The 12280-nt window shown below is 64.8% G+C and carries 11 protein-coding genes; 6 read left to right on the plus strand and 5 right to left on the minus strand.

Annotated features, from left to right (window positions below):
• Nucleotides 1–83: 83 nt before the first annotated feature.
• On the minus strand, nucleotides 84–752 hold the full coding sequence (gene rnt / locus GRB80_RS04075; RefSeq protein WP_132041205.1) for a ribonuclease T: 669 nt from the start codon (nucleotides 750–752) through the stop codon (nucleotides 84–86).
• Between the two features lie 175 nt (nucleotides 753–927).
• On the opposite strand from rnt, the gene GRB80_RS04080 reads away from it, so the two are divergent.
• The 3 genes from GRB80_RS04080 to GRB80_RS04090 all read left to right on the plus strand — a co-directional run bounded on the left by GRB80_RS04080 (nucleotide 928) and on the right by GRB80_RS04090 (nucleotide 3690).
• Nucleotides 928–2148 carry an argininosuccinate synthase gene (locus GRB80_RS04080; protein ID WP_161422617.1) on the plus strand — a complete coding sequence of 407 codons (1221 nt, stop codon included), beginning with the start codon at nucleotides 928–930 and terminating at the stop codon, nucleotides 2146–2148.
• Nucleotides 2149–2225: 77 nt separating this feature from the next.
• Nucleotides 2226–2546: an HlyU family transcriptional regulator gene (locus GRB80_RS04085; protein WP_161422618.1), complete on the plus strand. Its 321-nt coding sequence runs from the start codon at nucleotides 2226–2228 to the stop codon at nucleotides 2544–2546.
• A 16-nt stretch (nucleotides 2547–2562) separates the two neighbouring features.
• Nucleotides 2563–3690: a DUF294 nucleotidyltransferase-like domain-containing protein gene (locus GRB80_RS04090; protein WP_161422619.1), complete on the plus strand. Its 1128-nt coding sequence runs from the start codon at nucleotides 2563–2565 to the stop codon at nucleotides 3688–3690.
• On the opposite strand, the gene GRB80_RS04095 is transcribed toward GRB80_RS04090, so the two are convergent.
• Genes GRB80_RS04095 through GRB80_RS04110 form a run of 4 tightly spaced genes read right to left on the minus strand, consistent with a single transcriptional unit; the run spans nucleotide 3687 to nucleotide 9101 of the window.
• A complete protein-coding gene (locus GRB80_RS04095) occupies nucleotides 3687–6428 on the minus strand; it encodes a sensor histidine kinase (protein ID WP_161422620.1) in 2742 nt (913 codons plus the stop codon). The two genes, GRB80_RS04090 and GRB80_RS04095, sit on opposite strands and share 4 nt — an antisense overlap.
• 3 nt (nucleotides 6429–6431) lie before the next feature.
• Nucleotides 6432–6641: a hypothetical protein gene (locus GRB80_RS04100; RefSeq protein WP_161422621.1), complete on the minus strand. Its 210-nt coding sequence runs from the start codon at nucleotides 6639–6641 to the stop codon at nucleotides 6432–6434.
• A 28-nt stretch (nucleotides 6642–6669) separates the two neighbouring features.
• A complete protein-coding gene (locus tag GRB80_RS04105; RefSeq protein ID WP_161422622.1) occupies nucleotides 6670–8730 on the minus strand; it encodes a 3'-5' exonuclease in 2061 nt (686 codons plus the stop codon).
• Nucleotides 8730–9101, minus strand: coding sequence for a response regulator transcription factor (locus GRB80_RS04110; protein WP_161422623.1), 372 nt, complete (start codon nucleotides 9099–9101; stop codon nucleotides 8730–8732). Before GRB80_RS04110 ends, GRB80_RS04105 begins: the two co-directional genes overlap by 1 nt.
• Before the next feature lie 329 nt (nucleotides 9102–9430).
• Between GRB80_RS04110 and GRB80_RS04115 the strand changes: the two genes are divergently transcribed.
• The 3 genes from GRB80_RS04115 (at nucleotide 9431) to GRB80_RS04125 (ending at nucleotide 12276) form a co-directional block, all read left to right on the plus strand.
• Complete coding sequence (locus GRB80_RS04115) at nucleotides 9431–10111, plus strand: glutathione S-transferase family protein (protein ID WP_161422624.1); 681 nt, start codon at nucleotides 9431–9433, stop codon at nucleotides 10109–10111.
• A 160-nt stretch (nucleotides 10112–10271) separates the two neighbouring features.
• Nucleotides 10272–11948 (plus strand): carbon starvation CstA family protein, encoded by a 1677-nt coding sequence (locus GRB80_RS04120; protein WP_161422625.1) that lies wholly within the window; start codon nucleotides 10272–10274, stop codon nucleotides 11946–11948.
• Nucleotides 11949–11973: 25 nt separating this feature from the next.
• Nucleotides 11974–12276: a cory-CC-star protein gene (locus tag GRB80_RS04125; protein WP_161422626.1), complete on the plus strand. Its 303-nt coding sequence runs from the start codon at nucleotides 11974–11976 to the stop codon at nucleotides 12274–12276.
• Nucleotides 12277–12280: the final 4 nt, after the last annotated feature.

Genomic DNA, 12280 nt, shown 5'->3' on the forward strand with positions numbered 1-12280 from the left:
TGCAGCTTGCAGCTTGCAGCTTGCAGCTTGCAGCTTGCAGCTTGCAGCTTGCAGCTTGCAGCTTGCAGCTTGCAGCTTGCAGCTTACGGCGCCTCTTCCATTCCCTGTTCGCGCTGAGTCTGGGCCCAGCCGCCGATCTCCTTGTAGCGATTGACCATGGCGCAGAACAGCTCGGCGGTGCGTTCGGTATCATAGCGAGCCGAATGCGCCTCGCTGTTGTTGAATTCGATGCCGGCGGCCCGGCAGGCCCGGGCCAGTACCGTCTGGCCGTACATCAGGCCGGCCAGGGAGGCGGTATCGAAACTGGAGAAGGGGTGGAAAGGATTGCGCTTGATGCCGCAGCGGTTCACCGCGGCATTGAGGAAGCCGTGATCGAACGCCGAGTTGTGGCCGACCAGGATGGCGCGGGTGCAGCCATGGGCCTTAATCGACTTGCGTATGGGTCGAAAGATCTCGTTGAGCGCCTCGGACTCGTTGACCGCCACCTGGCGACGCAGGGGATCGTCGAGCCGGATGCCGGTAAAGTCCAGTGCCGACTGCTCGATGCTGGCACCCGCAAAGGGCTCCACGTGGAAGGCATAGGTCGACTCGGGGAGCAGGTAACCCTCGGCGTTCATGGTCAGGGTGACCGCGGCGATCTCGAGGATCGCATTGCGCTCGGAATCAAAGCCGCCGGTTTCCATGTCGACCACCACCGGCAGGTAGCTGCGGAATCGCTGTGCCATCAGGTCGCGGGCGATCGCCTCGCTCATGCACCTCTCCTTCGTGTTTGGCATTGATGTCGCGGGCAGGCTGGCCGCGGCCCGGCTCGAATCCGCGCAGTCTAGCAGCTCGCTCCCGCGAGGTCCCGTGGATGGGCGGTATTCGAGGCGAGGTTGGCGCGCTATACTGGCAGGTCTTCGTATTCATCAGAAAGGAGCTCCTCGAATGTCCGATGTCAAGAAGGTGGTGCTGGCCTACTCCGGCGGCCTGGACACCTCCGTAATCGTCAAGTGGTTGCAGGAAACCTACAACTGCGAGGTGGTGACTTTCACCGCTGACATCGGTCAGGGCGAGGAGGTGGAACCGGCGCGTGCCAAGGCTAAGGCACTGGGCGTCAAGGAGATCTACATCGAGGATCTTCGCGAGGAGTTCGTGCGCGACTACGTCTACCCGATGTTCCGTGCCAATACCATCTATGAGGGCGAGTACCTGCTCGGCACCTCCATCGCCCGCCCGCTGATCGCCAAGCGTCTGATCGAAATCGCCAACCAGACTGGCGCCGACGCCATCTCCCACGGCGCCACCGGCAAGGGCAACGACCAGGTGCGCTTCGAGCTCGGTGCCTACGCGCTGAAGCCCGGCGTCAAGGTGATCGCCCCGTGGCGTGAGTGGGACCTGAACTCCCGCGAGAAGCTGATGGCTTACTGCCAGCAGCACGACATCCCGGTGGACTTCGCCGGCCAGAAGAAGAAGTCGCCATACTCCATGGATGCCAACCTGCTGCATATCTCCTACGAGGGGGGCATCCTCGAGGATCCCTGGGCCGAAGCAGAAGAGGACATGTGGCGCTGGAGCGTCTCGCCGGAGGCCGCCCCGGACGAGCCCACCTACGTCGAGCTCACCTTTGACCAAGGCGATATCGTGGCCATTGATGGGGTGCCGATGAAGCCCCATGAGGTGCTCGAGAAGCTCAACAAGATGGGTGGCGATAATGGCATCGGCCGTCTCGATATCGTCGAGAACCGCTATGTCGGCATGAAGTCTCGCGGCTGCTACGAGACGCCCGGAGGCACCATCATGCTCAAGGCACACCGCGCCATCGAGTCGCTGACGCTCGACCGTGAAGAGGCCCACCTCAAGGATGAGCTGATGCCCAAGTATGCCGAGGTCATCTATAACGGCTACTGGTGGAGCCCTGAGCGTCGCATGCTGCAGGCCGCCATCGACGAGACCCAGCGCAATGTCTCGGGTGTGGTTCGCCTCAAGCTCTACAAGGGCAACGTCATCGTCGCCGGTCGCCAGTCCGATCAGTCGCTGTTCGACGAGTCCATCGCGACCTTCGAGGATGATGCCGGCGCCTACGACCAGAAGGATGCCGAAGGTTTCATCAAGCTCAATGCCCTGCGCCTGCGTATTGCCGCCGGCAAGGGGCGCAAGCAGGACTGATGTCGCATTGGGGCGCCTTCGGGCGCTCCAATGCTTTATGTGCCGCAAGGATCGTGGGTACTAGTAGGAGGCTTGTCATGTTCAAGAAGCTTCTTTCGGGGCTGTTGGGTGCTGGCGATGACGATGGCTCTGCGGGCCATGCCCCGGCCGCCGAGCCGGTGGAGCACAACGGCTATCTGATTGTCTCCGAGCCGGCACAGGAGGGTGGCCAATACCGCGTCAGCGGCTGGATCCGTCGGCCGCTGAGCGGGGATGGCGAAGAGGACGAGGATGAGGTGCTCGAGCACCGCTTCGAACGCTCTGATATGGTGCCCGGCCGCGAGGCCTGCGACGAGCTGATGATCAGCAAGGCGCGGCGCTTCATCGACGAGATGGGCGACGGCATGTTCGCTCGCTAGTCCGGTCGAGAGAGTCGTGCGCTTTCTGCATCGCGCCTCACCGTGGCGGGAGCTCTTTGCCGGGGAGACCCTGCCGGATCCCGCCAGCCTGCCTGATCTTGTCGCGCCCCTGCGCGATGCCCTGATCGATCTGGGGTCTCATCCCGACCTGGCCGACGCCCATGCCTGGCAATCCACCCTGGTGGAGGCACTGTTGCGTCTCGATCTGCCTGCCTGGCGGATTTCCCAACTGATCAGCGACCATAACGCCTGGCTTTACCGCCGTGCCGTCCGTCTCGCCGAGGCCGAGATGAAGGGACAGGGGTGGGGCGCGCCGCCGGTGGCGTACTGTGTCGTGGTGCTGGGCTCTGGAGGTCGCCACGAGAGTCTGCTGGCCCCGGATCAGGACAATGCCATGATCATCGATGAGTATCCGGATGCCCGGCATCTCGAGATTGACGGCTATTTCCAGTCGCTGGGCGAGCGCTTCAGCGATCGGCTCGATCGCGCGGGGATTCCGTTGTGCAGTGGTCATGTCATGGCCCGCTGGCCGATGTGGCGCAAGCGCCTCTCGGAGTGGCAGCGCCAGCTCGAGATATGGAGCGCCGACCGACGGGTCAAGCGCGTGCAACAGGCCAATATCCTGCTCGACTTCACCCCGGTCTTCGGTGACATGGGCCTCGCCGAGGCGCTGAGCGACTGGGTAGCAACGCGTCTTCCCGCGGCGGGGCTCTTCCTCGACGAGATGGGGGCGCTGTTCGATGAGCAGCCGGTGGCGCTGGATCGCCTCGGCCGGTTGGCCGGGGCGCTGGAAGGGGCACCCCACGAGCGGGCTATCAATCTCAAGCATCAGGCCATTTTGCCACTGGTCGCCGCGGCAAGGCTGATGTCGCTGCGGCACGGTGTGCGCGAAACCGATACCCGGCGGCGGCTCGCAGCGCTGGTCGCCAGGGGCAAGCTGGGGGCCGACAGCTGCCGAGAACTTACCGCCGCCCATGGGCGCTTGCAGGCGCTGCTGCTCCACGAGCAGTGCCACAATCTCGCTGCCGGCCGTGCCGCCGACGGCTGGGTGGATATGACACGCCTCGGCAAGGACCAGCGGATGTTACTGCGCCATGATCTGCAGCAGATACGGGCGCTGCAGCGTCGCGGACGCCGGGGCTAGCCGGGCTCCGGCGGCGCCTCGGGAAGCTCCATGATCAGGCAGGCGCCCCCTAGATGGGGGGCCTCTTCCACCCATAGACGACCACCGAGGTGGGCCACGATCCCGCGGCTGATGGGCAGGCCGAGGCCGCTGCCTCGGGGGCGACCATGACGGCTGTCGGGCGCTGCATCGGCGCGCTGGATCTGGTGGAACTTCTCGAACACGCGCTCGCGCTCCTCCTCGCCGATGCCGGGGCCATTGTCCTCCACCATCAGGCGGTAGTGACGCTTGTGTGGCAGCAGACTGAGTCGTACTCGCGCGTCCTCCTGGTCGGCAAACTTTCCGGCGTTGTCGAGCAGGTTGATGATCACCTGCTCCAGGCGATCCGGGTCGCCGATGACCGGGGCCTGCTCCGGCTCGATCACCACCTCCAGCGCCACTCCCCGGTCCGCCTGCATATGATGCACCGCATCCACGCTGTGACGCACCAGCGCCACCAGGTCGAGAGATTGAGGGTGGAGCGTCAGGCGCCCGCTCTCCAGGCGTGCCAGGTCGAGGATCTCCTCGATCAGTCGTGAGAGTCGCTGGCTCTCCTTGACCACCACATCGAGGAAGTGGACCCGCTTCTCTTCAGGCAGGTTGTCGCTGTCGCGCAGGATCTCGGCGAAGGCGCGGATCGAGGTTAGTGGGGTGCGCAGTTCGTGGCTGACCATGGCGACGAACTCGTCCTTCAGGCGGTCGAGTTCGCGTAGGCGCTCGTTGGCGGCACGCAGCTCCTCGCTGGCCAGGGCCAGTTCACTGGACTTCTGTTCCAGGCGTCGGTTGATCTCCAGGGTCTCGGAAGTGGTATCGAGGATGCTGAGGATCGACTCCAGGTCGAGTGCTTCACCGCGTACCACCGAGTTGATCAACACCCGTGCCGAGGCGTTGCCCAACGCCCCGGAGAGGGCCTGTTCGGCGCGCGCGATCTGGGCCGGGGTGGCCGGCTGTTCGGCATCACTCGTCTGGGGTTCGGTATCGGCGAAGACCCGAGCGGTCGTTCCTGTCCCCAGGTAGCGGTCGAGGAGGGTGCGCAACTCGCCACGGGTGGTCTGGCCGTGCCATAGAGAGGTCTCCAGCAGATTCGGGTGCATGGCCTCGGCAAACAGCGCCGCCTGAGTCTGCTCAAGCGGCGATTGACGACTGAACAGCGAGACCCCGACCAGCAGGCCGAGGTTGGCGGTCAGGCTCCAGAGCAGTGAGTGGGTATAGATGTCCCAACCCTCCAGGCCGAAGAGTGCATAGGGTCGCAGCCAGACAATGCCGAAGGGACCCTGCTCGAGAAAGGTGGCATCGAGCCAGCCGGACTGGGCGAAGCCAGGGATCAGCAGGGTCCAGGCCCAGACCAGCGTGCCGGCGATCAACCCCAGGGCGGCACCACGGTGATGTGCGCCGCGCCAGTACATGCCGATCAGCATGGCGGGGGCGAATTGGCAGGCTGCGGCGAACGAGACCAGGCCGATGGTCACCAGACTGTAGGCGTCGCCGACCAGCGCATGATAGAGGTAGCCCAGCAGCAGTATCAGCACGATTGCCACCCGGCGGATGCCCAGCAGCCAGCCGGCCAGCTCGCCGCTGGCACTGCGGTGCAGGCGGCGGGTACGCAGCAGCAACGGCATGATCAGCTGGTTGCTGACCATGGTGGAGAGCGCGATGGTCTCGACGATGACCATGCTGGTCGCCGCCGAGAGGCCGCCGATAAAGACCAGCAGCGGCAGGCCCTCCAGGTCGGCCGAGAGGGGCAGGGTGAGCACGAAGCGGTCGGGGTCGGCATCTCCCATCAGCAACAGGCCCGCCATGGCGATGGGGATCACGAACAGGTTGATGGCCAGAAGGTAGAGCGGGAATAGCCAGCTGGCGCGAGCCAAATGGCGCTCATCGACGTTCTCCACCACCAGCACCTGGAACTGCCGGGGCAGCGTGAGAAATGCCAGAAAGGCCAGCACCAGCATGCCCGCCCAGCCGGTTGCGCCACCGGGTACGGCATCCAGCCCCAGCCGTGCTGCCAGTTCCGGCGTGGCGGCGACCCGGGCGAAGAGATCGCCGGGGCCCTGGAAGAGCACGAAGACCGTGAAGATACCGACCGACAGGAAGGCTATCAGCTTGACCAGGGACTCGAAGGCGATGGCGGCCACCATCCCCTCGTGGCGCTCGCTGGCATCCAGGTGGCGGGTGCCGAAGAGAATGATGAAGACGGCCAGCACCAGTGCTACCCAGAAAGACTTGTCCAGCCAGAAGGGCTCGTCGGCCAGACGCAGGTCGCCGGCATCGGGGTAGTTCACCAGCACCGCGTGGGTAACGGTGATCGCCTTTAACTGCAGGGCGATATAGGGCGTGATGCCGATCAAGGCGATCAGTGCCACCAGGGCCCCGAGGCCCGAGCTCTTGCCGTAGCGGGCACTGATGAAGTCCGCAATCGAGGTGATGCGCTGAGCGCTAGCGATACGCACCATCTTGCGGATCAGGAAGGGAGCCATCAGCATCGCCAGGGTTGGCCCAAGATAGATCAGCAGGAAGCTGGGGCCGAACTGGGCGGCGCGACCCACGCTGCCATAGAAGGTCCAGGCGGTGCAGTAGACCGCGATGGAGAGCGCATAGACATTGGGCGAGCCGATCAACGAGCGTCCCTGCTCGGCGCGTCGGTCGCCCCAGGCGGCGATCAGGAACAGCAGTGCCAGGTAGCCGAAGGCGACGCTGAGCACCACGATGTCGCTGCGCATGGCCTACTCCCTTGGTGGCTTGCGGGTGCTCGGGCTCTCCATCAGCCAGGCCGTCAGCCCGATGATGAGCCCCCAGGCGATGAACAGGTAGAGCGGCAGCCAGGAGATCGCCATGGCCCGGTCCGGCACCAGCACCAGGGGCGGGGTGAACAGCAGCGCGGCCAGGATGATCAATGCCAGCAGGCGCTCGCGGCGCCGCGGTACGCTCAGCATGGCAAGACGCTACGATCGTATGTGGTCGTCATGAGGCGCAGGCATCCTCCTTGCTCAATGCACTGTGCTGCAGGGCCAGGGCCTTCTCGAGTGTGTCGATGCCGCGGGCCTCCAGGCGGGGCAGCAGCGATAGCCATAGCTCGGCGGTGACCCGGGCATCGCCCAGGGCGGTGTGGCGAGTGCCCGGGGGGAAGGAGAGGTCATAACGCTCGGCCAGGCTGTCGAGGTCATGCCCATCCAGGCTGGCATCCAGCGCCCGGGAGATCAGCAGGGTGTCGAGTATCGGCATGTCCAGTGCGATGCCGGCTCCTGGTGATTGCAGGGCAAGCAGATCGAAGGCGGCGTTATGGGCCAGCAGAACGGCGTCTCCCACATAGTCGCGGAAGCGAGGCAGTGCCACCGAGAGTGGAGGAGCGCCGGTGACGGCGTCATCGGTGATGCCGTGAATGGCGGTGCTGGCCGGAGGGATCGGTTTTCCCGGATCGACGTAGAGGTCGAAGGTTTCACTGGCCAACAGTCGTGCGTTGACGACCCGACAGGCGCCGATGCTGATCACGGTGTCGCCGCGGCGTAGCTCGAGGCCGGTGGTCTCGGTATCGAAGGCCACCACTTCCAGGGCGCGTAGCGGTCGGGCGGCCAGCTCCGCATCGGGTGCCGGCAGGTCGGCGATGCCGAAGTCGTGGAACTCGGGGCGCGGCGGAAGCGTCGGGCGCGGTGCCCCGACCCGCCCCGCGGCGTGAAAGGGCAGGCGCAGCCGGGCATGCTGACCATCGTCATCGGCCAGGCTCCAGACGTCGCTATCGTGCTGATGCAGCACGTCGGCCACCCGGGGGGTGAAGGGAAGTGCCTCCAGGCGCTGCTGTTGCCACTCGCCGAGCCGGGATTCGGCAAGCGGCTTGCCCTTCCAGATCAGGTCGAGGTAGACCCGCCTGTTGCCCAGGCGTACCTCGCCCTCCAGGGAGACATCGCCCAGCGTCGAGGCCAGCGTGTCGAGCAGCGAGCCCAGCAGCGCCAGCAGGGCACTGGCATCACCCTTCAGCCAGGCCGGCATGCCGACCGCGGTGAGCTGGCGTGTCGTCGGGAGCCGCTCGTTGAGGCTGGCCCAGAGGTCGTTGGACCACAGGGGGATCAGCCGCTCGCCCTCCTGCTGCATGCGCTCGACAAGGGACGAGAGGCCATCGATATCCTCCCCCAGGGCCTGGCTCTCCTCAGCGATCACCCGCTCCAGCCGCCGACGCATCTCGCCGGCGCCTTCGGGCAGGGCGGAGAGGGCGTCGGCGGCACTGGTCAGGCTGGCGCCATGGCGACGTAGCCGCGGCAGACCATCGAGCAGCTCGGCACGGGCACCCATCTCGCTGGTCCAGGCGGCGGTGGTGTCGATCAGGGTCAGCATGGTCTCGCCATGGCTGCCGGGTACCCGGCGCAAGGTGGCAAGCAGCCAGCGCTCGCCGCTGGGCACCAGCACCTCGCGAGGGGCTCCATTGGCGGGTAACTGGCCCAGGGCATGCTGCAGACTCACGGCGGGCAGCAGGGCCTCGAGACGCTTGCCAAGACCAAGGCTGGCGTGATCCTCGAACAGTGTCTCGGCAGCCTGGTTGAACAGCAGAATGCGACGGTGGTGGTCGCATAGCAGGAGCGGCGTATCGAGCACCTGCAGCAGGGTCTCGAGTTCCTGGCGTATCCGTGCCGCGCTCCGCGCGCCTTCGGTGTGGGCGGTGGCCAGTCGGGAGCGGTCGCTGCGCCATGCCTCGCGAACCCGCACCAGATCGGGGCCAAGGGCACGTAGCCAGCCCTCCGGGGGATAGTCGTCCCGGGCGTCCGGATTGGCCACCAGTCGTGCCAGCTGCACCTGCAGGTGACGAAGCGGCGTGAACAGCTGGCGCTCGAGCAGCAGGCCGACCAGGAAGATGGTGCCGCCACCCGAGAAGCAGCCCGCCCACAGTACCAGGCGGGCGATCCCTCGGGGCTGGAAGAGGGTATCGAGCCATAGCGCGAAGGTGGCGCCACCGAAGATGCTGATGCCGCTGAGCAGCAGCCACAGGCCGATCAGCCGCTGGCGGCGGGGCAGGCCGGAGAGCCGACGACTCATCAGGACACCTCGGAGAGCAGAGCCTTGACCTTCTCCACCAGCGCCTGGGTCGAGAAGGGTTTGGTGACGTAGTCATCGGCGCCCAGCGCCAGGCCCTTCTCGCGCTCGACCTCGCGCCCATGGGCGGTGAGCATGATGATGGGCAGACGGCGATGGGTCGGATCGCCACGCAGACGCTCGAGCACATCGAAGCCGCTGATGCCGGGCAGGCTAATATCCAGCAATACCAGATCCGGCGCCCCCTCCGCGACCCGCACCAGGGCGTTTTCACCATTCTCCGCGGTGACCACCTCGAAGCCGGCCTGCTGCATCAGAAACTCCAGTGAAAGGACGATATTCGGCTCATCGTCTACCACCAACACCTTGGCCATGACGCACTCCAGGTCATTATGATCGTTGTTGTTGTCAGTCTAAGTGGGTGTTGATGGCCGGGCAAAGACGACCTTGGCACAAGGCGGCGATAGCGGGGCGTGCTACGGTGGGGCTCAGGCTCTGTCCGAAAACTGGCTGCGCTCGGCTATACGGCGTTAACAATCGACTCAAAGACCTCATTTACACTCCGTAAACTCGTGCGCGAGCCCGGTCCGTCTTTTCGCCGATTTTTGCCTTGCCTAACCTTCTCTCGCCGACTTTTCAGACAAAGCCTGGTGTCTTTTTCTCTTCCTATCTTCCTTCATTTCTTTCAGTCGGAGATATGCGCATGATCGAACTGCACCATCTGGAAAACTCACGCTCGCAACGGATCCTGTGGCTGCTCGAGGAGCTGGGTATCGACTTCGAGATCGTCAGCTATTCGCGGGACCCCGAGACGCAACTGGCGCCGGCGTCGCTGCGTCAGCTCCACCCGCTGGGCAAGGCGCCGCTGATTCGTGATCTGGGCCGCGACGAGCGGGTGGTGGCCGAGTCCGGTGCTATTATCGACTACCTGGTCGAGCATCATGATACGCAGGCCCGACTGGCCCCATTGCCCGGCAGCGAGGCCCATGAGCGCTACCGCTTCTGGCTGCATCATGCCGAAGGCTCGGCCATGCCGCCGCTTGTCATGCGGCTGGTGTTCTCGCGGCTCGGACAGCCGCCGGTGCCAACCCTGGCACGCCCGCTGGGCCGGCTCTTTGCCCGCGGTGTGGAGCAGCAGTATCTGGGGCCGGAGATCCGGCGTCTAGGACAGTTCTGGGCGGAGGAGCTGGCGTCGCGAGGGCCATGGTTCGCCGGCGAGGCCTTCACCGCCGCCGATATTCAGATGAGCTTTCCCCTGCTGGCGCTCGAAAGCCGAGGTGGGCTGGTCGATTTTCCCCGGCTGGCCGAGTTCCTCGATGCTTGTCGTGAACGCGAGGCCTATCGGCGCACCGTGGATCGCATCGGCGAGTTCGGCCTGGGGTAAGGATGGTGGGTCGAGCAGTGGCGATACTGGGTGCTACTTTCGTCGTGCCTGGGTGGCTTCGATGGCCCATGTGATGGACGTCGCGCATATAAGAGACGAAGATCATCTAGCAACTGAAAAGCTTGTAACTGCCTGTCACGTTCACTGCTAGGAGAGTGCCATGAGTGCCATTCTCGTCATGGTCCTGGGTCTTGCCGCGATGGCGGCCGGGTACTTCGTGTACTCGAAGTTCATCGCCGAGAAGATCTATCGACTCGACCCCGACTTCAAGACGCCGGCCCACGAGTACGAGGACGGCATCGACTTCGTGCCCACCAACCGCTATGTGCTGTGGGGGCATCACTTCACCTCCGTGGCCGGTGCGGCGCCCATCGTGGGCCCCGCCATCGCGGTGATCTGGGGTTGGCTCCCGGCCTTCCTGTGGGTCGTGCTGGGGACCATCTTCTTTGCCGGGGTTCACGACTCGGGAGCGATCTGGGCCAGCGTGCGCAACCGGGCCAAGTCGGTCGGTGCCCTGACCGGTGATGTGGTGGGCAAGCGTGCCCGCAGCATCTTCATGATCGTCATCTTTCTGGTGCTGCTGATGGTCAACGCGGTGTTTGCCGTGGTGATCGCCGGGCTGATGATGAACTTCTCCAGCGCCGTGGTGCCGGTGTGGGGGGCTATCCTGGTGGCGCTGGTGATAGGTCAGATGATCTATCGCCGCAAGATGAGCCTGCCGATGGTCTCCATCGTCGGCGTGGTGGCACTCTATGCGCTGATCGGCATCGGGCCCTCGGTGCCCCTGCAGATGCCGGCGGAAGTGGCGGGTGTCTCCGGCAACGCCATCTGGATCCTGCTGCTCTTCGGCTACGCAGCGATTGCCTCGCTGCTGCCGGTCTGGGTGCTGCTGCAGCCGCGCGACTATATCAACGGCCTGCAGCTGTTCGTGGGGCTGATCGTGCTGTATGGCGCCATTCTGTTGCTTAACCCGAGCATGGTGGCGCCGGCGTTCAACGACAATGTGCCGGCCGGTACGCCCTCGCTGATTCCGTTGCTGTTCGTGACCATCGCCTGTGGCGCCATCTCCGGCTTCCATGGCCTGGTGTCATCCGGTACCACCTCCAAGCAGCTCAACAAGGAGACCGACGCACGCTTCGTCGGCTACTTCGGCGCCGTGGGTGAAGGCATGCTGGCGCTGGCCGCCATCCTCGCGGCGACCGCCGGCTTTGCCTCCTTCGCCGACTGGGAGGCGATGTACACCGCCTTTGGTCAGGGGGGCGTCAACGCCTTCGTCGAAGGGGGAGCCTTCATCATCTCCAATGGCCTGGGCCTGCCCGAAGCCACCGCGGCAACCCTGTTGACCGTCATGGCGGCACTGTTCGCCGGCACCACCATGGATACCGGCCTGCGCCTGCAGCGCTATATCTTCCAGGAGTGGGGCGAGATCTATCAGCAGCGCTGGATGCAGAAGCCGGCGATCGCCACCCTGCTGGCGGTGGGCAGCTGTCTGCTGCTGGCCTTCGGCGCGGGCGGAGCGGATGGCTCCGGCGGGCTGATCATCTGGCCGCTGTTCGGCACCACCAACCAGTTGCTGGCCGGTCTGTCGCTGCTGGTGGTCACCGTGATGCTGGTACGCCTGGGTCGCCCCATGTGGTTCACCCTGGCACCGCTGGTGTTCCTGCTGGTGGTCACCATCATCGCGCTGTTACTGCAGCTGCGCAGCTTCTTCGAGCAGGGCAACATCTTCCTGCTGGTGCTGGATATCGTGGTGCTGATCGCGGCCATCCTGGTTTCGCTCGAGTGTGTGTCGGCCCTCAAGCGGATCAAGAGCGAGGCCCCTGCCCAGCAAGAGTAACTAATGAAGCTTGAGGAGTCACAGGATGAGCGACGACCATGAGGAGGGTCGTGCGGCTCGTCTCGAACGGATTCGGGCCTGGCTAAGCCAGGCCCGTTTCTTCGCGGAGGAGGTCTACTCCTCTCGCTACCGGGGCGCGATTGCCCGCGCCCGTCGAGACGAGGACGACCTGTTCATGCTGCTGGTGTTCTCCGAGATGATGGGAGTTCCCAATCCGGCGGCCTACTACACCCTGGAACTGCAGCCCCTGTTGCTGGAACGCTTCCATGACTGGCATCAACGCATGGGAATGGAGCGCTCGCCACTCGACCACTTCAAATGTTGTTGAGGGT

Source organism: Halomonas icarae (assembly GCF_009901955.1).
Taxonomy (GTDB): Bacteria; Pseudomonadota; Gammaproteobacteria; order Pseudomonadales; family Halomonadaceae; genus Halomonas; species Halomonas icarae.

Bases quoted from the DNA above. Each gene is read 5' to 3' on its own strand.
- GRB80_RS04085 (WP_161422618.1), top strand. From the start codon at position 2,226: ATGTTCAAGAAGCTTCTTTCGGGGCTGTTGGGTGCTGGCGATGACGAT.
- GRB80_RS04080 (WP_161422617.1), top strand. From the start codon at position 928: ATGTCCGATGTCAAGAAGGTGGTGCTGGCCTACTCCGGCGGCCTGGAC.
- GRB80_RS04095 (WP_161422620.1), bottom strand. From the start codon at position 6,428: ATGCGCAGCGACATCGTGGTGCTCAGCGTCGCCTTCGGCTACCTGGCA.
- GRB80_RS04125 (WP_161422626.1), top strand. From the start codon at position 11,974: ATGAGCGACGACCATGAGGAGGGTCGTGCGGCTCGTCTCGAACGGATT.
- GRB80_RS04100 (WP_161422621.1), bottom strand. From the start codon at position 6,641: ATGCTGAGCGTACCGCGGCGCCGCGAGCGCCTGCTGGCATTGATCATC.
- GRB80_RS04115 (WP_161422624.1), top strand. From the start codon at position 9,431: ATGATCGAACTGCACCATCTGGAAAACTCACGCTCGCAACGGATCCTG.
- GRB80_RS04110 (WP_161422623.1), bottom strand. From the start codon at position 9,101: ATGGCCAAGGTGTTGGTGGTAGACGATGAGCCGAATATCGTCCTTTCA.
- GRB80_RS04105 (WP_161422622.1), bottom strand. From the start codon at position 8,730: ATGAGTCGTCGGCTCTCCGGCCTGCCCCGCCGCCAGCGGCTGATCGGC.
- GRB80_RS04120 (WP_161422625.1), top strand. From the start codon at position 10,272: ATGAGTGCCATTCTCGTCATGGTCCTGGGTCTTGCCGCGATGGCGGCC.
- rnt (WP_132041205.1), bottom strand. From the start codon at position 752: ATGAGCGAGGCGATCGCCCGCGACCTGATGGCACAGCGATTCCGCAGC.